Origin of the sequence: Lentilactobacillus kefiri (assembly GCF_009739535.1) — a bacterium.
In the GTDB taxonomy this organism is placed as follows: Bacteria; Bacillota; Bacilli; order Lactobacillales; family Lactobacillaceae; genus Lentilactobacillus; species Lentilactobacillus kefiri.
On the sequence record NZ_CP029971.1, the window covers coordinates 1409120 to 1432828 of the forward strand.

The window sequence follows — 23709 nt, forward strand, 5'->3', positions numbered from 1 at the left end:
ACTAACCAGATAAAAGTCAAAGGGGGAAACTGCATGTTGTTTGATAATGATTACTTTAGTGACAAAGTGATTAATTGTTTTAGTGATTCAACCACTTGGGGCGATGACAGCACAGGAGGCGGCGGAAACGGTATTTCCTGGACGTCTCATTTACAGGAACTGATTCCGTTCAAAAAGGTTAACAACTTTGGCAAAAAAGGTTCCCGGATTGCTGTCTGTTCGGACCGTGAGGATAGTTTTGTTGAACGGTATTTGGATATGGATAAAGACGCCGACTATATTGTTGTGTTTGGTGGCGTTAATGATTTCGTCAATAATGTCCCGCTGGGAAGTATCGATAAAAATGATCCGCACACGTTCCTTGGGGCACTTGATACCATTATTAATGGATTAAACGATCAGTATCCAAACGCGACATTAGTCTTTATGACACCTACCAAGACTTCCTTTGCCCATTCGAAGGAACCTTATCCCAATTCGTTTCAGAAAAATCAAGCCGGCCATACCCAGGGTGATTATGCCTCCGCGATGATTGAGATTTGTCATCACTATAGTATTCCGGTAATTGATTTGTTTAATATAAGTGGGATTTCACCATTCTTGGCGAATAGTGAACGTTATATGCCGGATGGCACCCATTACAGTCCGCTGGGATACGAAAAGTTAGCTCATCGTATCGTGGGCGAGCTGTTCAGGTACTTAATTTAGAGTCAAATTGGAACGCCACAAGATCAGTTATGAAAGTTGTTTCTGATATACTACCTACGTTTTTGCAATGTTTATGTCAAAATTTGCAAAGAATATGCTTTATAAAGCGTTTACAATTTAAGTTGTGGTCAAGGTTGAATGTTGTACAAGTGATTTGTCCAGTTTTAGCAATTATTGTTTCGATACTTGGAATTTGAGTTCCGAGGATCAAAGGACGATTACCTGCACAACATTTGGTGGATGGATACTGTTGTGTCTGTCCTAACTTTTTGAACCAAATTGTAAACGGATACAAAATATTTACGTAATCATGGGAGGTTACAAAATGGACAATCAAAAGCAAGTTGTTCACGACGGTTGGGATGAATATGCCAACAAGAGAATTTATCAAAGTCGTGAGCCAATTGGAATTTGGAGATCATTAGGTTTCGGTGTCTTCTCATTCTTTAGTATTTCAATGCAAGGTTTAGTTGGTGCTTGGTTGATGTTCTTCTACACCACATTTGCCGGCTTAACAGCTGGACAAGGTGCTACTATCTTCCTGATCGGTCGTGTGGCTGATGCCATTGTTTCACTGGTCATGGGTAATATTTCGGATAACATTTACAAGTACAAGCTTGGCCGGATGTTTGGTCGTCGACACATCTTCATTTTGATTGCGGCTCCATCAGTATTAGTTGCGATCACAATGTGGGTTGCCGGGATGAGCTTCTGGTACTACTTGGTTACTTACCTTATCGTTACTGTCTTGATGTCAACACTTCAAATTCCTTGGGAAACTCTTCCAAACGAAATGACTAAAGACTTTAACGAACGTACCAAGATGTCAACTACTCAAATGGTTCTTGCCGGATTAGGTGGAATGTTAACCCAATTCGTTCCAGCACAATTATTCAAGTTCTTCCCTAAGACTTCACCAGAACCATATATTTTAATGCAGGTTATCTTCTCTGTTGCCACATTCTTCTTAGTATTAGTTACTTACCATACAACTTGGGAACATTTTGTTACCAAAGCAGAAGCTAAGAAGCTTGAAGCAGAAGCCCTTGCAGATAACAATGGTCAAAAACCAAACTTGAAGTCAGAGTTAAAGAATTACTTCTCAACCTTCAAGATCAAGACATTCCGTCTTCACATGGGTATTTACTTAAGTTCATACTTCGCAACAATTCTTTTCTCAACTGTGTTTGTTTACTACATTGTTTATGTATTAAAGATGTCAACTAGTACTTCAGGATTCTTACAATCATTGAGTATTGTATCTATCCCAGTTACCATTATCGCTGGGTTCGCGGTTACCAAGTTCACTTACCGTTCACTTTACCTGTTCGGCTACTCATTGATCTTGATTAGTGCCGCCAACTGGGCATTCGTTGCCTTAACTCGTCCAGCCCACATGATGGTTTGGTTAATTGTTGGTATGTCATTCTATGAAGTTGGTCTGTACATCTTGTACTTCGCTCCATGGAACGTCTTCCCATTCATTCCTGATTTGGATACTTTGGTTACGGGTAAAAACCGTGCCGGATTATTCGCCTCAGTTATGACCTTTATCAACCAAATCAGTCAAGGTTTGGCATCAGTTGTTGCCGGATACTTACTTGACTTTGCACACTTCCGTCAATCAGCTAGTGGTGCCGTATCACAGCCTGCCAGTGCTACCAACATGATTATCTTCATTGTTTCCGGTGGTGTTGGATTCATGATCTTATTGGCTATGTTCTTCGCCGCACGTTTCCACTTAAGCAAGAAGACATTTAAAGTTCTTGCCCAAGAATTGGGTCGTCTCCAAAAGGGTGGCAGCATGAAAGATGTTGACCCACACACTAAGGCCGTTTGTGAAGACTTAACTGGTGTGAAATATGATTCAATTGATTTCTGGAAGAAGAATGATCAAGCAAAACCAAGTGTTAAAAACTAATTTTGAATGATTAAGCTTCTATTAGAGGGGAGATATTAGTATGGCTGATAATAATGACTCAAGCTGGAAAGAGGCACTTAAATCAAAAGATGCCTTTGCCGACTTTATCACTGATTACTTTAAAAAGAACAAAGAATTAACGGATTCATATGATATTCCATCATATTACGAGCATTATACTGTTCATCTGGACAGTCATGATGGCATTGTCATCACACTTGTTACCGGAGTCAATCAAGTAGGCGAGAGTGCTGCTTCTGCGCTTCCATTTAAGCAAAAGGAAACGATGAGCATTGAAGACTTCCGAAACTTGATTCTCCACAAAAAGTTTGCCGATCAGAATATGTCACTTGCTGATGTATTCCAGACGGTGGCAGGAGTTCCAGATTCAGACAGCAAATAAATTATCGTGTTATGAAAACTGATTCATAGCTCGGCGAGGCGGCTATAACGAGGCAAATACCTTGCATAGCCGCCTTGTTGTTTTTGAAACATTTGTTAAATATGAAAGAAGTTGAAATGATGGCAGATACAAATAGTGATTGGAAAAAAGCTTTGAAATCAAAAGAGACATTTCATGATTTCATTATTAATTATTTTAAGGAACATCAAGAATTGACTGGATCTTATGATATCCCATCATATTATGAACATTATGTTGTTAAGTTGGATAAACATGAGAAGCTCATCATTACTTTAACGACCGGAATGAATCAATCAGGTGACAACGTATCGATCCCACTTCCAATGAAGGAAAAGGAAAAGATGACGATTGAAGATTTCCGAACACTGATTTTGAACAAGAAGTTTGCCGATCAGAATATGTCATTGGCAGATGTCTTTCAAACAGTTGCCGGAGTTCAAAGCACCAACGATGATAATTCTAAATAACCAGCTGCCAGGAAAGGAAGAAAACATTGTCTAATAAAGAATTTACAATTTCACAGGGGACAAAAGTTGATGCCCAAGATTTTCGTAACACGGTTTTGAAGTATGCCTGCGAGATTCTGCAACGCGATATTAACCGAGTTACCACTGAAAAAGATGCCGACAATACAATTTATTTAACTGTTGATCCTCAAGCACCTGTCGACGGTGATGATTATCAAATCACACTTTCGTCTCCTGATAAAGTAACTGTTTCCTCAAGGACTTCGCTTGGTGTCATGTATGGTGCATTGGCGATTTCTCGAGATGTCCTTAAAATTGATGACTTTTGGTACTGGATGGACACTGTTCCAACCGTTCAAAAGACGATTCAGATGACCAACTTTGACATGCATATTCCGAATTATCAAACCGAATATCGTGGCTGGTTTGTCAATGATGAGTTGCTTATTCGTGGTTGGAAAGATCATGATTCTCAACGTTTTATTTGGCAGCGAGTCTTTGAAACCGCCTTGCGTGTGGGATGCAATGTGATTGTTCCCGGTACCGATGTTCAATCACAGATTAACCGTAATCCAGCTAAAGAGTTTGGCTTAATGATTGCCCAACATCATGCGGAACCACTTGGTGCCAAGATGTTTGCCCGTGAATATCCTGAACTTGAAGCATCATTCTTAAAGTATCCTGATTTATTCAGAAAACTTTGGCGTGACGCAATCAACGAACAAAAAGGAACTCCAACCATTTACAGCTTGGGATTCCGTGGCCAAGGAGACAAGCCGTTCTGGGAAGATGATACCAGCAGAACATGGGATGACAAGGCAATTGCCGATGTCGTCAACGGTGTCATCAAAGAACAGTATGACATGATTAAAGAATTGGATCCGGGTGCTCCTATGGCCCTCAACGTCTATGGCGAATTGGCCGGCCTTTACAAAAAAGGCTTGGTTGATGTTCCGGACGATTTGATTGAAATCTGGGCCGACAGTGGATATGGCAAGATGGTTTCAAGAAGACAAGGTTTGGATAATCCACGTTCACCATTATTGGATATTCCAAATCCACATCATCGTAAGCGTGGCCTTTACTATCACGTTGCCTTCCATGATTTGCAAGCTTCAAACTTCTTAGGTTTACTTTCAAACAGCCCAGAATTTGTCTCATCAGAATTAATGAAGGCTCGAAGTAAAGGGCTTGATACGCTTGAATTGGTTAATACCGGAAACATCAAGCCACACGTTCTTTATTTGCGTGAAGTTGCCAAAACTTGGGTCAAGGGATACACTGCTCGTAGTAACGATGAGATCCTTGATGACTACGTTAATAATTACTATTCCGAACATCAAAAAGAGATTGTTTCATTGTACGAAGATTATTGGAAATCCGTTGTTCAATACGGTACCCATTCAGATGAAACTGCCGGTGATGAACTTTCACCATTCTTGATTAGAAGAATTATCAAGACCTGGTTGGGCGGCAAGGACAAGCTCCCTGATGCAGGTTGGATTGTTGGCGATGATTCATTGGCTGACGGTGTTAAAAAGATTGATGGGATGATCACACCAAAGCTTCCTGGTTGGGAAGAATTAGTGCTCAATCTTAAGAAATTGATGCTGAATCTCAATCAACAAGATGCCAAGACACTCTATGGTGATTTGTATCTGAGCACCCTTTATCAGGCTGATGGCCTCAAAGCCTTACACCTGGTTATTCAAGCTTATGAATTATCAATGGCTGCCAAGAAGGATGACGACTATTTGAAGCCATTCCTGCTTGCTGATGAAGCCTATCACACAATGGATGAAATTAACTTTGCTCAAAGTCATCACAAGTCAACGAAGTGGTACGACTTCTACAAGAATGATGGTTATGATGACATGCCTCTTACGGCAATCAAGCTTCGATTCTTACGTCATTACTTAAGAACCCTTGGTGACACTGCCGATGAGGATGACTGGGAGCGTCGCTTTATTAAAGCACCCGGTGAGGCTCGTGTCATGACACTGTGGACAACCGCACGAGAATTATCGGATGATGATCTTGCAAAGAAATTACGTGAACGTTTAATTGACAAGCTTTAACGTGTTGAATCACGATAAACTGTCAAAATGAGAGAGGAGAAGAAAATGGAAACTGAACGGAAACCACTAACAATCATTTCAGCTGGTCAATCGAATATTGATGGTCGAGTTCCAATTGCGGAACTGCCAAAGCCAATTTCATTACCATTAGCTAACTGCCATTACTGCAGTAATTACACACCAAATCATGAGGATGGAGTCTTTCAAGATTCCATTAAAGTCAGTGACTTGTCTGATAATCGCTGGGGATTTGACTTAGTAACCTACTATTACCTGACTCATTTAGCAAAATATGATTTGTATGTGATGAAGTGTTCTGAGGGTGGAACTTCAGTTGCTCCTACCGGTGAAGGCGGCCACCAAGGCCACAACCACTGGACCACTGAAATCGACAAATTGGATAGTCCAAGCAACTCACTACTGCTTCAATTCAAGCAAATTATTGAAGCCTGCGAGAAAAACGCTAAGCACAATCTCGATGTTCAAGCCATGGTTTGGCATCAAGGTGAAGGCGACCGAGCTTCCTTCTCACAAGAAGCAGCTGATAACTACTACCAGAACCTTAAGGCAGTATTTGAAACATGCAGAGGCTACGTCAATAAGCCTGATTTGCCAATTTTCTGTGGAACAGTAAGTCACAATTCCGAGCAATACGATCCAAAAGTTGAAGCCGGATTGCTCAAGATTGCCAAGGAAGATCCAAATGTCCATGTTATCGATATGCAAAAAGGCACATTGCTTGACCAATTCCATTTTGATCCTAAGTCCAGCATGTACTTTGGAAAAGCCATTTATGATGCAATGATCGATAAGCATGTGATTGAAGGACCACGTGTTGATATTGGTGAGTATCGAGTATATTAATTGACAATTAAAAATGTTTGACTTATGTATTAAAAGGATGCCAACTGCGGCATCCTTTTTTGGTTCATTTTTGGATGTATGCAATGAAATGAATTTTTTGAGCAGATCAGAAGGCCCTGATCAAGTGATTGTAAAGAAGAAGGGGATGTTCATTATTTGTGAAAAAAGTGCAATATCCAGTCAAAATTCTTGAAAACGATTGCAAATGCAAACCTGTGGTGGTAGTATATTGACAGTGATATATCAGATTGTTCAACTTTTTACCCTTACTTTCCCTCTATTGTGAATATATGTATTTGTCTGAACGCTGTTGAATAGGCGTTTGTTGATTGATTAAGCATATTTTCCGCAATTATTATTACTTATAAATATTCCTTTAGAGGTGAATAAAGGGCTAATTATTCATGAACTGATATATATTACGTAGCTTGATATTCCCAAAAGTATCACTTGGGGTTTTCAAGTTATGAATAAGGAGAGATTACCATGGAGAAGAAAGTTAAGAAGCAGGAATACCCCCGCTTTTTATTGATTGTAGTTGTAATTGCTGCCCTTGGAGGATTGCTGTTTGGATATGATCAAGGTGTAATGGCTGGGGCGATTAATTTCATCGGCCATACGTTTAAAATGTCGAGTGGCCTTTTAGGTTTTATTTCGGGTTGTATTCCATTAGGAGCCATGGTTGGATGCTTGGTTGCCGGATGGCTTGCGGATCGTATCGGACGAAAAATCATGATGTTTGTATCGGCAATTTTGTTTGCGCTTTCAAGCCTTGGATGTGCGGTTGCACCTTCCGTAGGGATCCTGATTACAGCACGGCTTCTCGGCGGACTGGGAATCGGAATGGTTTCAACTTTGGTACCACTTTATATAGCTGAAATTTCACCTAAACAGGTCCGTGGAAAAATGGTTGGTGGATATCAGTTGGCCGTTGCTATTGGAATCTTTGTTGTTTATATCATCAATGCGTTGATTGCCAATACGCATACGCTTGAATGGAATCAAGACGTTGGCTGGAGAATGATGTTCTTGGCTGGAATTATTCCGGGACTCCTTTTCTTCGTACTCCTATTCGTTATTCCTGAAAGTCCCCGTTATTTGATCAGTCATGGACAGGCAGACAAAGGCAGCAAAATTCTTAAAAAAGTCACTTTTAGTGATGCTGACGCAATTGATGATGAAATCGGCACCATTCAAAAAACTGTTAAAGAGGAAAATAACGGTAAAGGCTTCATAGGTGAGCTTTTAAAAAAGGGTACTCGAATGGCATTATTCATCGCCATTATGTGTTCCGTATTCCAACAATTAACCGGTGTTAATGCCGTTGGATACTACGCACCGTTTATCTTTAAGAATGCGGGTGCCGGAACAGATGCCGCAATGATTGAAACGATTCTCATTGGCTTGGTCAAAGTAATCTTCGTTGCCTTCTTCATGGGACTGGTTGATAAATTGGGTCGAAAACGCCTCCTAAAATGGGGCGGTTATGGAATGGCTGCCTGCATGTTCCTACTGTCATTCAGTTTCAACCAAGATCCAATTACACTTGGCTTTAATATCCTAATTATCATTTTGATTATTTCTCACACAAGTTTATTTGAAATCTCTTGGGGTGGCGGTACTTGGATCCTTATTTCCGAAATGTTTCCAAATAAAATCCGTGGCCGTGCTTCATCCATTGCTTCATGTGCATTGTGGGCTGCTACCTATGCCGTAACTCAATTCTTCCCAATGATGTTGGATGGACTTGGCAGTGTTTGGACATTCTTTATCTTTGGCCTGTTCTGTGTAGCCATGGGACTGTTCATTCAAATATTCTTCAAGGAAACTGCTGGAAAATCATTGGAACAAATTCAAGAAGATTCTCAAAATTAACGACGATTTCATTAAATATGAACACAACAAAAAGGATGCCTTTTGAATTAGGCATCCTTTTAATTTGCTTTGGAACGATCAATTTTAGTGCTTCATAATTTTAAGTATTCAGCATCTCAGCCAATTACCACTTACTTTAATCCCACATAGCCAGTCTTATCAATCAATCTTTGTCCCTGATTGGTTTGTAGCCAGTGAATCAATTTAGTACTGTTTTGACTTGGATTGTCCCGTGTAATCGCGTAAAAGTGGCCAACCAGTGGATATTTTCCGTTGCGGATATTTGCGGCAGTTGGGGTAACCCCATTAATCTTGATGAGCTTAATCTTTTTGTTATGCTTCATTTGAGTTGCGTAAAATCTGAATGAGTAACCAATTGCATTTGAATGATTATTATAACCGGCAATTTCGTCAATTAAAAATCCCATGCCATCCGTCGCTTGATATCTCAAAGGCTTCACTAGCTTTTTATCTTTCATGACTAGTTGTTCCATTGCAGTCTGGCTTCCAGATCCTTCTGCTCTTTGGAAAGGTTGAATAGGGCTGAATTTACCACCAACATTTGACCAAAAGATGGTTTTTCGTTGGTAGATCGATTGAATCTGAGAAATCGTTAAATTATTGACTGGATTTTTCTTGTTCACGAAGAAAACAAAAGCTTCGGTACCAAGTTTAGTCAGTCGTAAGTGAATATGGGCTTTTTTGGCAGCCTTATATTGAGCAGGCGAAGGTTGCGCCATAAAGGTAATATCTGATTTGTGCTGAATCAAACTGTTAAATGCCTTTGGGGTTGTATCTACCCGAATCATCTTAGCAGCCTGCTTGGCATTCATTCCAGAATACGTTGCCTGGGCAGCTGCAGAATAGATTGGATAAAGTGCAGTCGCACCGTTTAGCCGTGGGTAGTTGTGGGTAATCCGAAGCGTGGCAGGCGTCTTTAATCGAGCCAGAGCCTTATTTTTCATAAATGGCCGATATTGTCGAAGACTAAGTTCACTGGACATCCCATAATCCTGAGTAAATCGCAGGTTTGTCGCAAAATGCTGATAGAAGGGTAACAAACTTACGAGAACTAAAATGAGTAAGCCACCACTTTTTCTCTTGTCTAATTTGGGCAGCCTGTGCGTTTTAATCTGATAGATCACCATCCCCATGATTGATGACCAAAACGTTGCAATGAACATCCAGCCTAAATTGTGGTACATCATAAAGCCACCAGCAGCGATCGTTGAAATGTTATAAGGAATAATCAAAAATGGGTAGTAGATCGAAATCTGATAAAGATTATAGCGGTTTACGATCAAAATAATCGAAAAAATACCAAAGTAATAGATGAAACCAATGATAAGAGCTCGAATTTCCGTTGAAAAATCAGAAATGGCGAAATTACTGTTGTAGCGATACCAATAAAGGCAGTTCAACAATAAAGCCGGGATCATTGCCCACCACCAACCAAGCCCAAAAGCTCCGGCTGAACCCACAATGAGTGGTGAAACAACCAAGCAGCGGAATAAGAGCCATTTCATTTTCTTACGATACGATTTGTCTTTTGCGATAATAAAGCATCCCCCATAAAATATAAAATTTTAAGCATATTCATTCTATCGATTATGTGATAGTAATAATAGGGCATGTTTAGTTGTGGCCATAGGCTTAATACCTGGAAACTCAAGCATAGGACGACAATATGGAATCATTAAAAATATATTAAGGAATCAATTTGATAACTAACCAATTATAACTGATTGCTACTTCTGCTTTAGCAAATCTCAATGGCGACACAATAAAAGATCTCCACCAACAATCCATATTCTTGTTGGTGGAGATCCTTTAACGTTTATAGGATTTATATTTTAATTCTCAAAATAATCCGGATAAGCATTCACAACTTTTTGCTTTTCCAAAAGCATCAGGTGCAAATGTTGAGTAACCAAGAAGCTGAGATCATCAATATCTTTGCTTTTGACTGCCCTAAAAATAGCTTCATGCTGATTGGTCAGCGTGTCCCAATCAAGTTCAGATTCTTTCAATCGTAAGCGACGAAAACGATTCAATTGGGTATTGTTTATCTGCAGCCAGTTCCAAACCGTATCTTTGCCAACGACTGAATAAAAGGCGTGGTGGAAATCCTGATCCAAATCGAAAAAGTTATCAGGTTCGCTTCTTGAAGCGGTTTGCTGTTGCTGGTCCAAATTTTTCTGGATCTTTGCAATATCATCGCTAGAAATGTTCACCGCCGCATCGACCATAATTTTTGGTTCAATGCAATTGCGGACAAAGCGGGCGTTCTTAGCATCTGCCATATCAATTTTGGTAATGTAGGTCCCACTTTGGGGGATGACTTCGATTAAGCCTTCACGTTCAATCCGGATAATGGCTTCTCTAACTGGTGTTCGACCGAGGCTTAACTCTTGTGAGATCAGCTTTTCGGAAATCTTTTGGCCCGGAATATAGTCAAAGTGGATGATTCGATATTTAATTTCGTTGTAAGCATCACTGCGCATATTATCTAGCATAATCGTTCTCCTTTAGATAACATCATATTAGCATAATTTGGTGAAAAAGTTAACGTAGACCCTTGAAAAAACTGGGGTATTGACAATCTGATATATCAGAATATAATGAAAACGAAAGCGTATCCAGAAGACTGGTGTATCAGTTTGAACCAATTTGATGGGCACACCTTCATGTTTGGCTTAATTAGTGCAATACGGGAGGTTTAATTAATGGTAAAAATTACTGATGATTACCTGAACAACAAGAAAGAATTCACGGATGCCGGAATCAAAGTTCCAACCTATGATATCAAGAAGAAAAATGGTGCCACAAAATGGGTTCACTTTGGTGGCGGAAACTTGTTCCGAGCTTTTCATGCCGCAATTGCTGATCGTCTGCTTGAATCAGGCGACTTGGACGCCGGTATTGTTGTTGCCGAAACTCATGATAAAGACGTCGTAACCGATGCCTACAAAAAATTTAACGATAGAATATTACGAGTTATCACCCATGAAGATGGTAACTTTGAAAAAGAATTATTTGCTTCCGTTTCAGATGCTTTGTACTTTGATCAAAGTAATCCCGACGGTTGGAAGAAATTATTCAAAATATTTGAGAATCCAGCCCTTCAATTAGCCACTTTCTCAATTACCGAAAAAGGTTATAACCTTTGGGACAGTCAAGGAAACTTGCTGCCAGCTATTGAAGATGATATTAAGAATGGCCCTGAAGCACCTAAGAATAACATGGCTTCTCTTACTTCATTGATGTTTGCCCGTTTCAAAGCCGGCAAGTATCCAATGGCTTTGCTCAGTACCGATAACTTTTCACAAAATGGTGAGAAGTTGGAAAAGAGCGTTTTGACCATTGCCAAAGGCTGGGAGAAGAATGGCCTGGTTCCTTCAGAATTTGTTGATTACTTACAAGATGACAAGAAGGTCAGCTTCCCACTCTCAATGATTGACCGAATTACGCCAAATCCTTCAGAGACTGTATCTGACAAGCTTAAGGCAGATGGCTTTGAAGATTATCAAATCTTCCACACACCAGGTCACACCAACATCGCTGCATTCACCAATACTGAAGAAGTGCATTACCTGGTTGTTGAAGACGACTTTCCAAACGGCCGACCAGCATTGGATAAAGCAGGGGTTATCTTAACCAACCGCGATACGGTTAATGATGCCGATGAAATGAAAGTAACAACCTGCTTGAATCCACTTCACACGGCTTTGGCTGTTAACGGAAGCCTGCTTGGATTTAATTCAATTGCTAAAGAGGTTAGTGATCCTGATATGCTTAACCTCATCAAACAAATCGGCTATGTTGAAGGCTTGCCGGTTGTAACCGACCCTAAGGTTATCAATCCAAAGAAGTTTATCGACCAATTGGTTAACAAACGTCTTCCAAACCCATACAGCCCAGATATGCCACAGCGAATTGCTGCCGATACTTCTCAGAAGCTGTCAGTTCGTTACGGCGTCACAATTCAACATTACATTGATGATCCTAAACGTGACCCTAAAGATCTTCACTTCATTCCATTGGTTCTTGCAACTTGGTGCCGTTACCTTATGGCAATTGATGATCAAGGCAAGCCATTTGAACCAAGCAGAGATCCAATGTTGTCAGAACTTCAGCCAAAAGTTGCCGACATTAAACTCGGTGAAAAGACTGATGTTCATGCACATCTGAAAGACATCTTGTCCAACAAGAAGATCTTTGGCTATGACTTATATGAAATTGGCCTTGGTGACGTTGTTGAAGGATACTTTGCATCACAAATCAGTGGCGTTGGTGCTGTTCGCAAGACGCTTGAAGATACCTTATCAAAGTATGCTAAACAAATTTAACTAAGGAGACAGACACATGTCATTACTTAATGATGATTTCCTTTTGACCACCCCAATGGCCAAAAAATTGTTCCATGATCATGCTGAAAAAATGCCGATCATCGATTTCCATTGTCACTTGGATCCAAAGGAAATTTACGAAAATAAGAATTATAAAAATCTCACCCGAATCTGGATTAACGAAGGCAACTTTGGTGACCACTACAAGTGGCGCTTAATGCGGGCCAACGGTGTTCCGGAAGACCTGATTACCGGTGACGGTGATGATTATAAAAAGTTCCTCGCATGGGCTGGTACCATTGAAAAGGCTTTGGGGAATCCGCTGTTTGAGTGGACTCACCTTGAACTACGCCGCTTCTTTGGCATCAATGATGTTTTCAACACCAAGACAGCTCCGGCTATCTGGGAAAAGGCCAACAAATTATTAGCAACTGATGATTTCAAGCCACGCAACTTAATCAAGCGTTCAAATGTTCAGGTTGTCTGCACGACAGATGATCCGGCATCCGACTTGAAATATCATAAGTTACTCAAAAAAGAAGAAGACCAAAACGGCTTCAAAGTATTGCCTGCTATGCGTCCAGATAAGGCATTCAACCTAACTGCAGACAGCTACGGCGATTACCTTGACCAACTTGCCAAAGTTTCCGGCAAGAAGATTACATCATTTAAGAGCCTGGTTGGCGCTCTTCGTCAACGGTTCGAATATTTTGCAAGCTTGGGTGGCCGGCTTTCCGACCACGGCTTGAACTTCTTCCACTTTGTTAAAGCTTCAGACGATGAAATGAACGATATTATCGACAAAGCTCGTAACAATAAGAAGCTCACCAAGACTGAAATTGACCAATATCAGACAATGTTGGTTGAAGCCTTGATGCATTTGAACAAAGAATTTAACTGGACCATGCAGTTCCACATGAATGTTATCAGAAACGCCAACAAGCCAATGTTTAAGAGCTTTGGTCCCGATGGTGGATTTGATTCAATGGGAACTCAACCTGATTTGGCACAAGAATTTATGAAGTTATTGATGGATTCCCAAGAGCAGGACCAAATTCCAAAGATGATCATCTATTCATTGAATCCAAATGACTGGATGCAACTCGCTACCGGAATGGGTGACTTCCAACAAGATGGTGTTCAAAAGCTTCAATTAGGTGCTGCTTGGTGGTTCAATGATACCTTTGACGGCATGAAGCGTCAGTTGACAATCATGGCTGAACAAAGCCTGCTGCCTAACTTTGTCGGCATGCTGACTGATTCACGAAGCTTCCTTTCATATCCGCGTCACGAGTACTTCAGAAGAGTATTGTGCAACGTTATTGGTGAATGGGCTGAACGTGGTCAGGCACCTGATGACGAGGATTATCTGGGCAAGATTGTCGAAGATATTTCGTACAACAATGCTCATGATCAGTTCCACTTCTTTGACAAAGACTAAGCAACCAGGGGTGTGGTCAAATGCAAACAATTCAGAACAAAGATTTTAAGGCTGAAATAGATGAGCACGGTGCCCAGTTAACTCATCTTTATAATCGGGCGGCTGGTTTTGACTATATTTGGAATAATGATTTATGGCCAAAGCATGCACCCATTCTATTTCCGGCTATTGGCAGGTCAAATGAAGATGCCTATCTTGTCAACGGAAAGCGATACGAGATGCCGCAACATGGGTTTGCCGGTGACTACGACTTTGAAGTTGTCAGCCACAAGGACGATTCAGTTAAGCTGTTGATGAAATCCGATGACTCAACCAAGCAGTGTTATCCGTTTGACTTTGAGTTCACCGTTACTTTTACTGTGAATGACAATGGCCTCAACGTCTCTTTCAAAGTTGAAAATCAAAGTACCAGTGATCTTTCATATTCACTTGGTTATCATCCAGCCTTCAACGTTCCAATCAATGGTGAAGGGCAGTTTAATGATTACCGGTTGGATCTCGAACCAAAAGAAGAATCTTTGGACACGTATGAAATCGTCAAGAAGCCAAATCCATACCGTTCAGGTAAGATGGCCAAGCTGGTTAACTATCAAAATGGCATTGTTGAACTTGACCACAACATGTTTGAAAAAGGCTTGATCATCATTAAGAACAAGGGTATCCAAACCGTTAAGCTGTATTCAGCAGATAGCCAACATTCGGTGACGGTTGATGTGTCTGATTTCGACCACGTCACACTGTGGACTAAAGAAGGTGCGGATGCGCCGTTCCTATGCATCGAACCATTCAACGGTCTGCCTGATGTCTATGGCAGCCTGGTTGAATTAAGTAACAAAGAAGGAAATCAGCATGTTGGTGCTGGGGAGTCTAAGGCTTACCAGTGCAATATCAATTTGCGTTAATCAGATTGATGGACCATTTAACTGATATATCAGCATATTAATAATATAAAAACATTAAGGAGAACATATCATGGAATACAATATTGCAGTTGTTAACTCAAATAGTTTTGGACAGGTCTTCACTGAACATTGGAAAGAATTGGAAAAGATTGGAACTGTTAAACGTTTCATGCTTCCTACCGATATTGATGGTAAGTCATTAGCTGAAAAGCTTCATGGCTTTAACGTCATCATTGCCAGTGTTACCCCATTCTTTAACAAAGAATTCTTTGATAACAAAGATGATCTTTTATTAATCTCACGTCACGGAATTGGTTTTAACAACGTTGACCTTGAAGCTGCCAAGAAGCATGGCACTCAAGTTGCAATCGTTCCACAAAAGGTTGAAAGAAACTCAGTTGCTGAAAATGAACTTGCCAACTTAATGGCATTGGTTCGTCAGGTTGTTCCTTCATCAGAACGTGAACGTGCCGGCCGTTATGAAGACCGTGCCCAATTCATGGGTAACCAACTCAGTGGTAAGACATTTGGTGTTATCGGCTGTGGAAACATTGGTAGCCGAGTAGCTGAATTGTTCAGCATTTTTGGCGGTCCAGTTTTGGTTAACGATCCACATCCTGCAACTGAACCAGAATGGTTTACCAACCACAACGTTGAACGCGTTGACTTGGAAACTTTGTTAAGCCGTTGTGACTACATTTCATTGAATGCATCACTTGATGACACCAGTCTTCATATGATCAATTCAAAGACGATCAAGAACCTTAAGAAGGGTGCTTACATCTGTAATAACGCCCGTGGTGCTCTGGTTGAAGAAGATGCTATCAGTGCTGCTATCAAATCTGGTCAATTATCAGGTTACGCAGCCGATGCAATGGAAGTTGAACCTGTTAAGGCCGACCATCCATTCTTGAAGAACGACCGTATCTTGGTAACACCACATACTTCAGCTTACACATACGAATGCCTTCACGGCATGGGTGAAAAATGTGTCAGCGATGTTAAGGCAATTGTTGCCGGCAAACGTCCTGGCCGTGAATTAACTCACGATTTGGAAGACTAAATTGTAATGAAACTCGGGTAACACGTTGCGTAAGTCAAAAATGATTGGAATCCAGAACTTGGGTTTCAATCATTTTGGGCTTGAATGTTTGGCGTTTGGCCCGTCGAAAATGTTTCGGTTAGGCAATATGCAAGTCCGAAACGAACCTGAAACGGAGAATGAATGATGGATTATATTATTGGAATTGACGTTGGTACCACCAGTACAAAGGCGTTGATTTACGATACCGATGGAAAAATATACGGCAAGGCCAATAAAGGTTATCCGCTCTATCAGGACACACCTGACATGGCTGAAGAAGATCCGGATGAGATCTTTAACGCGACAGTTTCTGCAATGCAGGAAGTCGTCGCCAAAGCCAATATTACCGACGGTAAAGTAATTGCGATTTCCTGGTCGGCACAGCAACACAGTTTAATTGCACTGGACAAAGACTTTAAGCCGCTTACCCGCTCACTTACATGGGCAGATAACCGTTCACAAAAGTACGCTGCTGAGTACAAGCAAAACGGTCGTGGAATGGAAATGTACAAACGGACCGGGTTACCGGTTCATCCAATGGGTCCATTCTACAAGCTGCTTTATTTCAAGAATGAACAGTCAAAGATCTTTGATCAAGCCGCTTACTGGGTTGGAATCAAGGAATATATTATCTGGAAGTATACTGGCGTCTTGAAGGAAGAGATTTCAATGGCTGCCGCAACTGGCTTGCTGAATATGAAAACTCGTCAGTGGGATGAAGAAGCCCTCAAAGAAACCGGCGTAAACGAAAAGCAACTTCCTGAATTAGTCGAAACGACTGATAAATTTCAAGGAATCAAATCAGAATATGCCAAAGTCATCGGAATTGATAAAGACGTTTACTTTGTCATGGGTGCCACCGATGGTGCCTTATCAACCATTGGTGTCGGCGCTATTCAAACTGGTGTCCTGGCAATTAATATCGGAACGTCAGCAGCTGTCAGAACCTTTGTTGACAAGCCGCGGGTTGATCCCAAAGGGCGTTTGTACTGCTACCCGGTTATGAAGGGCAAGTACCTGGTCGGCGGTCCTATCAATAATGGTGGAATTGTCTTGAACTGGGCACATGACTCATTATTTGGCGGTGAAGTTGAAGCAGCTAAACTGCTTAACATTGATTCGTACGATATGCTTTCGAAGATTGCTGCCACTGTTCCGGCTGGATCAGATGGCTTGATTTTCCATCCATATCTTGGCGGTGAACGGGCACCATTATGGGATGCCAATGCGCGGGGGTCATTCTTTGGCCTTAACCGCAAGCATACCCGGGCCCACATGATTCGTGCCGTCATGGAAGGGATCATGTACAATCTGTATTCTGTTACATTGGCCCTTAAAGAAGTTACCGGCGAACCCAAGGCGGTTTTGGCTGCCGGTGGTTTTGCCCGGTCAACTCTTTGGACACAGATGATGGCAGATATTTTCGAACACAATATCGTGATTCCCGAATCATATGAAAGCGGTAGTTTGGCCGCAATGTTTCTTGCCAAGATGGCTTTGGGGATGGAAGACAACCTTGAAGACATTAAGAAATACATGGGTAAAGAAACTGTTTATAAGCCAAATGAAGAAGTTTTCAAACGGTACCGAACCTTAATGCCGATTTATCTGCGGTTGAGTCGTGACCTTTCAAAGGAATATGAAGGGATTGCGGACTATCAACGTGAATTTACGGATATTGATAAATAACTAAAAAGGAGTTTCAACCTGTGATGTCAATTGGGGCAATGCAGGTTGGAACTTTTTTATTTGGAATAAAAGCCACTGGCGTCATTTTGATTGGATTAACTTTTGGTAATTAAAATAGCTAAAGTTGTCACAAACTCCAAACAAATAGTATACTTTTAGTTGTGGTTACGTTTTCATTTTGATGAAAAATATCCAATTAAAACAACGGAGGTACTGATAATGTCCAAAGTTCTGATTGTAAATGCAGGAAGTTCATCACTGAAGTTTAAGTTATTTGAAATGCCGGCGGAAGAGGTGCTTGCAGACGGTGAAGTTGAGCGTCTGAACATGGCAGGATCAAAGGTAAAAATCAAGTATGGTGATGGCAAGGTATACAAACGTGAAGAAGACAAGATTAATTATGAACATTCGGCAGGAATTATGCGGAATAGCCTGAAAGATTTAGGTATCATTGATCGTTTAAGAGATATCGATGCGATCGGTAATCGAGTCGTTGCCGGAAGTAATATCTTTGATAAAGTTGCCAAGATTGATGATGACAGCTTATCAAAAATCGTTGAGTTGGGTGACATTGCCCCAATTCACAATCCGGTAGAAGCTGAGTATATCGAGATTCTTCGTCGAATTCTTCCTGACACAGATCAGTATGCAATCTTTGACAGTGCCTTCTTTAAGGATGTTCCGGAAGTTAATGCAATTTATGGAATTCCATATGAATTGACAGAGAAATTTAATATCCGCCGTTATGGTGAACACGGTATTAATCATGGCTTTCTCACCCAGCGAGCACAGGAAATCCTTGGCAACAAAAAAGCCAAATTAGTCACCCTGCATTTGGGCTCAGGAGCTTCTGTGGCTGCTGAAAAGGCTGGCAAGTGTTACGATACCTCAATGGGCTTTACACCGATGAACGGGCTCGTTATGGGGACACGTTCGGGAGATATCGATCCAGCCCTGGTACCATTCTTTATGAAAGAGATGGGTGCCAGCGCTGATGAAGTCATTGACATGTTCAACAAGCGTTCAGGCATGCTGGGCGTTTCCGGGGTCTCCTCTGATATGCGTGATTTGGAGGATTCGGATGCTGATCGGGCTAAATTAGCCCTGGATATGTTCGTTAACCGCACTGTAAAGTATGCTGCCAGCTACATCACCGAATTGGGTGGCGTTGATGCCATTGTCTTCTCTGGTGGTATTGGTGAGCATGACCAGTGGGTTCGTGAGCAGGTCTGCCAGAAACTTGAGATCTTTGGAATCAAGTTGGATGGCAAGTTAAATGAAGCAGAAAAGCCCGGTGATCTGGGCATGAAAGATTCATCCGCACGGATCTTGTTGATTCCAGCTAATGAGGAATTGGCAATGGTACGGGATGTGGCAAAAGAACTTTAATTTTGATTTGAAAATGGCCGGTCGACTTTTTGAGTTGATCGGCCATTTTTTCGGCAAAATTATCGAGAAATATGTTCATGAGTTGTGAAGAGATGGACTTCTGAGCAGTATGAGGACGTCGATTACATGACGGCAATGTACAAAGGATACAGCAATAGTGGCGAAACTTTGGAAGAGATCCAAGATACCATTAAAGATTTACATCGACAAGAAGCAAGTCTTCAAAGACAGATCGACGATGCCTAGATAAAAGTAAAAACACTTTTTATGCAAAATGAGCAATACCCCCGAAGCTGTTACTTTAACTTTGGGGGTATTGCTCATTATTAGGTTCTTTTGGTTTATCTTATGCGAACGAATTAATTAAAATTCGACTTTGTATTTAATTGAATAAGTCTTCTCTTCACCAGCTGGCAATGTTACATCACCAAAGCCTTCATGGTTAGGAGTGTCCGGAAGGTTTTGAGCTTCCAAAGCAACTGCCATGTAAGGACCGCCTTGGCCACGGAGATAGTTGGTACCGGTTAAATCATCAGGAGTGAAGACAACCAGTGCATTTCGTGCTGAGCTGATCGCAACGCTGCGGCCGGTTTCTGGATCTGACAATTTGGCAATTGGTTCGTCTTCTTTATGATCATTGATTTCAAAGACTTCATCGTAACTGTGACCAACTTCAGCCTTCATGTCGGCAATTCCAACCTTCAAGTTCTCGTTGTCACGGAAGTCGTACGGTGTATCGTCAACAGCAACTTTCTTGCCAGTGGGGGTCTTGTCTTTGTTCAATTCCAAATAGTGATCCGCATTGATTTGAAGTGATTGGCCGTTGATACTGTTTCCTTCACTTAAGTTGAAGTATGTGTGTTGAGTTGGGTTGAACAAGGTGTCGGCGTCACTCTTGGCGCTGTAAGTTGCGGTTAATTCATTGTCATTGTTAAGTGAGAATGTAATCTTAACGTCAATGTTGCCGGGGAATGAATCCTCAGAAGAGTCGATGTGTTTGGTGAAGACAATTGTGTCACCGTCGAATGATCCATCCCAAATCTGGGTGTTGAATCCGTGAGGGCCACCATGCAATGTGGTTGTTCCTTCGTTTGAATCAACGTGATATTCTTTGCCTTTGATCTTGAAAGTTCCATTAGTAATTCGGCCGGCAGTTCTTCCAATAGCTTGGCAGAAGTATTGGTTATCCTGTAATTCTTTACTGCTTGGGGCACTGACCAAAATATTTGTTGGCTTGCCGTCGGGACCTGGAATGTTGAATTCTTCCAAGGTTGCACCGTAGGTGATTGCTGAAACAGAAACGTTGTGATCATTGGTAATCGTGAACTTTTCAATGTCTTGTCCATCTAATTTATCGAACAATTCTTTCTTGGTATTCATATATTAAATCTCCTCGTAAAAATAAATTGTGGTTTGAAACCGCTTTTATATGTATTATAATATGTTTTTGTACGGTGATGCAATACCAATTATTTAATTTATCCGTATAATTCTATATTAATTTTCAGCAAAGTATGATATTTTTATTACTGGAGTTGTTTATCGAATTGCGAAAGGGTCTCTAATGAAAACTTTATTGTATGTTTTATCAGGAATTACAGATTTATTGATTATTGTTTTTATTTTCATGGGAATGTATGAATTTGCCCGTAAAGATCAATCAAAGCCTAACCATCATTTTATTGTCTGGGCAATTGTATGCGTGTTCATTACATATGGATTGTTAATGTTGACTGAATAGTACCAAAATTTGAGCGAGGGGGATTAGTGTCATGGAAACGAAGTATGTGATGGTTAAAAAGAATATTAAGTCGAACATTATCAACGGCAAATATAAAATTAACGATAAGATCCCTACCGAGTCCGAATTGATGGCAAAGTACAAAGTCAGCCGATACACCATTCGCCGAGCCGTTGGCGATTTGGAACATGAAGGATATATTTACCGGGTTCAAGGCGGTGGGATGTACGTCAATGATTGGATTAACAAGAAAGTTTCGTCTGATCGCTCGAACCAAAATGTAGGCGTTGTCACGACCCACATTGCAAATTATATTTTTCCAAGCATCATTAGTGGGATTGATCAGGTCATTTCCGACGAGGGACTCTCGATCTTGATTGGTAATACCCATGATGAATATGAAAAAGAACGTCATAATTTATTAAATATGTTGGATAATGACGTCGTAGGATTTATTATAGAACCAACCAGAAGTACGTTGGACAACCCGAACCTGGACGTCTATCAAATGATCGTTGATTCGGGGAAACCGGCCGTCTTTATCAACGCGCATTATCCGCAGTTGAGTTTCCCATATGTGGAGACCAATGATACCGAAGCTGAAAAGACACTGGTTGACTACTTACTGGATCACGGACACGAACGAGTTTTAGGTGTCTTCCAAGTTGATGATCTTCAAGGTGTTCACCGAATGAACGGATTTATCAAGTCTTATCAAACGCATCCGAACGTTTCAACTTCCGGCGACATTATGATGTATCGTTCCAGCGACGACATTAATGATGTGCTGGAGAAGATTAAGACCCGGGTTAAAGTAGAGATGAACGCATTGCCAACTGCGATCGTTTGTTATAACGATCAGCTTGCCATTGAAGTGATTGGCATGTTAAGTAAGGAAGGCATTGCAGTTCCCGATCAGATTTCAGTTGCCGGATTTGATGATTATCAAATTTCACAGTATATAGATCCGACATTGACAACGATGATTCATCCCAAACGTAAAATGGGTCATACTGCTGCTCAACTACTCTTGGATATGCTTGACGGCAAGGATGGCGGTTCAAAAATTTTGGACTCCAAATTGGTTGTCAGAGGATCAACAAAAAGTATTTAACATACGTCACACAATAATTTAGTATGTTCATTTCCCATGAAAGGGGGTGACACACCGCGGACTATCCCATCCGTGTTTTATTTTCCGTAAAAATTTTGTGCTAACAAATCAAATATATCTTGATTTATGCGTATAAATATTTTATGCTCTTTTTGTAAGCGATGTCAGAAACCGTTTACAGTGCGCACGGAGTTTTTGCAATACATTTTTTAATATAAAATTTACGAATGGGGTGCTCGTTTTGAAAAAGGTCACAAATAATGGCTTTATCTATACATTTGGTGCCTTAGGTGGTTTGCTTTTTGGTTACGATATTGCGTCAGTTTCTGGTGCAATTCTGTTTATTGAAAAACAACTTCACTTAGGACCATGGGAACAAGGTTGGGTTGTTAGTTCAGTTTTAATCGGTGCGATTATTGGTGCGCTGGCAACTAGTAAGTTTTTGGATACTTACGGACGTCGTAAGTTGTTGATTTGGGCTTCAATTATCTTCTTTATTGGAGCTATCACTTCAGGATTTGCGCCTAACTTTGAAATCTTAGTTGGAACGCGTGTTGTCTTAGGTATTGGTGTTGGTATTACATCAGCATTGATTCCTGCTTATCTGCACGAACTTGCTCCTAAGAGCATGCATGGTGCCGTTGCAACAATGTTTCAGTTGATGATCATGATTGGTATTTTGTTAGCCTACATTTTGAACTACTCATTTGCTCATATGTACACTGGCTGGCGTTGGATGTTAGGATTCGCTGCTTTACCTGCTTTCATTCTTTTCGTCGGAGCCCTTTTCCTTCCGGAAAGTCCTCGATTCTTAGTTAAGATTGGTCATACTGATGAAGCCCGCGAAGTTCTGATGGACACCAACAAACATGATACCAAAGCTGTTGACACTGCACTTAGCGAAATTGAAGAAACTGCCAAGGCACCAGTTGGCGGCTGGAAAGAATTATTTGGTAAGGGCGTTCGTCCAGCATTGATTACCGGACTTGGCGTTGCCATCTTCCAGCAAGTTATTGGTAGTAACAGTGTTATCTTCTATGCACCAACAATCTTTACCGATGTTGGCTGGGGAGTTATCGCCGCATTACTTGCCCATATCGGAATTGGTGTTGTTAACGTTGCTGTTACTGTTGTTGCTATGCTGCTTATGGATAAAGTTGATCGTAAGAAGATGCTTGAGTTTGGTGCTGCAGGAATGGGTCTTTCATTGATCGTTATGTACACCGTTCTTAAGTTTGATAACGGATCACACACTGCCGCTATCGTGAGTGCTCTTGCACTTACTGTTTACATTGCCTTCTATGCAACAACTTGGGCACCAGTTACCTGGGTTCTGATTGGTGAAGTCTTCCCATTGAACATTCGTGGGTTGGGAACATCACTTTGTTCAGCAACCAACTGGTTGGCCGACATGGTTGTTTCATTAACATTCCCAATGATGCTTAGCTCATGGGGATTGGACAATGCCTTCCTGTTCTACGCAGTAATCTGTGGAATTGCCATTTGGGTATGCCACAGCAAGTTCCTTGAAACTCGTGGTAAATCACTTGAAGAGATCGAACTTGACTTGCACAAAGCTTCTGGAGAAAGTGTTTCGACAGATGCTACAAAATAGTTAACCAATTTTAGACCATTCGTCTAAAAATTAATAAATCATCAAGAG

Annotated in this window: 20 protein-coding genes; 17 read left to right on the forward strand and 3 right to left on the reverse strand. The window is 41.0% G+C overall.

Annotated elements, in window-relative coordinates; translation table 11 throughout:
- Window positions 1-33: 33 nt before the first annotated feature.
- The 7 genes from DNL43_RS06670 to DNL43_RS06700 all read left to right on the forward strand — a co-directional run bounded on the left by DNL43_RS06670 (window position 34) and on the right by DNL43_RS06700 (window position 8337).
- Window positions 34-708 (forward strand): SGNH/GDSL hydrolase family protein, encoded by a 675-nt coding sequence (locus DNL43_RS06670; protein ID WP_054768867.1) that lies wholly within the window; start codon window positions 34-36, stop codon window positions 706-708.
- A gap of 325 nt (window positions 709-1033) precedes the next feature.
- Window positions 1034-2629: an MFS transporter gene (locus DNL43_RS06675; protein WP_054768861.1), complete on the forward strand. Its 1596-nt coding sequence runs from the start codon at window positions 1034-1036 to the stop codon at window positions 2627-2629.
- A 40-nt stretch (window positions 2630-2669) separates the two neighbouring features.
- Entirely contained in the window at window positions 2670-3032 is a 363-nt protein-coding gene (locus DNL43_RS06680) for a hypothetical protein (RefSeq protein ID WP_056980971.1), read from the forward strand.
- A gap of 101 nt (window positions 3033-3133) precedes the next feature.
- The gene (locus DNL43_RS06685) at window positions 3134-3520 is read left to right on the forward strand and encodes a hypothetical protein (RefSeq protein WP_225366626.1); all 387 of its coding nucleotides are present in this window, start codon (window positions 3134-3136) and stop codon (window positions 3518-3520) included.
- Between the two features lie 26 nt (window positions 3521-3546).
- On the forward strand, window positions 3547-5598 hold the full coding sequence (locus DNL43_RS06690) for a glycosyl hydrolase 115 family protein (protein ID WP_056980970.1): 2052 nt from the start codon (window positions 3547-3549) through the stop codon (window positions 5596-5598).
- A gap of 45 nt (window positions 5599-5643) precedes the next feature.
- Window positions 5644-6462, forward strand: coding sequence for a sialate O-acetylesterase (locus DNL43_RS06695; RefSeq protein ID WP_056980968.1), 819 nt, complete (start codon window positions 5644-5646; stop codon window positions 6460-6462).
- 486 nt (window positions 6463-6948) lie between these two features.
- Complete coding sequence (locus DNL43_RS06700) at window positions 6949-8337, forward strand: sugar porter family MFS transporter (RefSeq protein ID WP_054768860.1); 1389 nt, start codon at window positions 6949-6951, stop codon at window positions 8335-8337.
- Window positions 8338-8468: 131 nt separating this feature from the next.
- Here the strand turns inward: DNL43_RS06700 and DNL43_RS06705 are convergent, their stop codons facing one another.
- Window positions 8469-9863, reverse strand: a complete 1395-nt coding sequence (locus DNL43_RS06705; RefSeq protein WP_056980966.1) for a substrate-binding domain-containing protein — start codon at window positions 9861-9863, stop codon at window positions 8469-8471.
- Between the two features lie 327 nt (window positions 9864-10190).
- A complete protein-coding gene (locus DNL43_RS06710; protein ID WP_056980965.1) occupies window positions 10191-10853 on the reverse strand; it encodes a GntR family transcriptional regulator in 663 nt (220 codons plus the stop codon).
- Between the two features lie 210 nt (window positions 10854-11063).
- Here DNL43_RS06710 and DNL43_RS06715 point away from each other — a divergent pair, with 210 nt between their 5' ends.
- The 7 genes from DNL43_RS06715 (at window position 11064) to DNL43_RS12095 (ending at window position 19437) form a co-directional block, all read left to right on the forward strand.
- The gene (locus tag DNL43_RS06715; protein WP_056980963.1) at window positions 11064-12686 is read left to right on the forward strand and encodes a mannitol dehydrogenase family protein; all 1623 of its coding nucleotides are present in this window, start codon (window positions 11064-11066) and stop codon (window positions 12684-12686) included.
- 16 nt (window positions 12687-12702) lie between these two features.
- Window positions 12703-14127, forward strand: coding sequence for a glucuronate isomerase (gene uxaC, locus DNL43_RS06720; RefSeq protein ID WP_095344953.1), 1425 nt, complete (start codon window positions 12703-12705; stop codon window positions 14125-14127).
- Window positions 14128-14147: 20 nt separating this feature from the next.
- A complete protein-coding gene (locus tag DNL43_RS06725; RefSeq protein ID WP_054768859.1) occupies window positions 14148-15029 on the forward strand; it encodes an aldose 1-epimerase family protein in 882 nt (293 codons plus the stop codon).
- A 70-nt stretch (window positions 15030-15099) separates the two neighbouring features.
- Window positions 15100-16092 carry a D-isomer specific 2-hydroxyacid dehydrogenase family protein gene (locus tag DNL43_RS06730; protein WP_056980959.1) on the forward strand — a complete coding sequence of 331 codons (993 nt, stop codon included), beginning with the start codon at window positions 15100-15102 and terminating at the stop codon, window positions 16090-16092.
- A gap of 165 nt (window positions 16093-16257) precedes the next feature.
- Entirely contained in the window at window positions 16258-17802 is a 1545-nt protein-coding gene (gntK, locus tag DNL43_RS06735) for a gluconokinase (protein WP_054768858.1), read from the forward strand.
- 219 nt (window positions 17803-18021) lie between these two features.
- Complete coding sequence (locus DNL43_RS06740; RefSeq protein ID WP_056980957.1) at window positions 18022-19191, forward strand: acetate/propionate family kinase; 1170 nt, start codon at window positions 18022-18024, stop codon at window positions 19189-19191.
- An 84-nt stretch (window positions 19192-19275) separates the two neighbouring features.
- Window positions 19276-19437 (forward strand): hypothetical protein, encoded by a 162-nt coding sequence (locus tag DNL43_RS12095; protein WP_169790306.1) that lies wholly within the window; start codon window positions 19276-19278, stop codon window positions 19435-19437.
- A 117-nt stretch (window positions 19438-19554) separates the two neighbouring features.
- Here the strand turns inward: DNL43_RS12095 and DNL43_RS06745 are convergent, their stop codons facing one another.
- The gene (locus tag DNL43_RS06745; protein ID WP_054768857.1) at window positions 19555-20571 is read right to left on the reverse strand and encodes an aldose epimerase family protein; all 1017 of its coding nucleotides are present in this window, start codon (window positions 20569-20571) and stop codon (window positions 19555-19557) included.
- Between the two features lie 184 nt (window positions 20572-20755).
- Here DNL43_RS06745 and DNL43_RS12100 point away from each other — a divergent pair, with 184 nt between their 5' ends.
- The 3 genes from DNL43_RS12100 to DNL43_RS06755 all read left to right on the forward strand — a co-directional run bounded on the left by DNL43_RS12100 (window position 20756) and on the right by DNL43_RS06755 (window position 23661).
- Window positions 20756-20932 carry a hypothetical protein gene (locus DNL43_RS12100; RefSeq protein WP_169790305.1) on the forward strand — a complete coding sequence of 59 codons (177 nt, stop codon included), beginning with the start codon at window positions 20756-20758 and terminating at the stop codon, window positions 20930-20932.
- Between the two features lie 31 nt (window positions 20933-20963).
- Entirely contained in the window at window positions 20964-22046 is a 1083-nt protein-coding gene (locus DNL43_RS06750; protein ID WP_056980956.1) for a GntR family transcriptional regulator, read from the forward strand.
- Between the two features lie 241 nt (window positions 22047-22287).
- A complete protein-coding gene (locus DNL43_RS06755) occupies window positions 22288-23661 on the forward strand; it encodes a sugar porter family MFS transporter (RefSeq protein WP_056980955.1) in 1374 nt (457 codons plus the stop codon).
- Window positions 23662-23709: the final 48 nt, after the last annotated feature.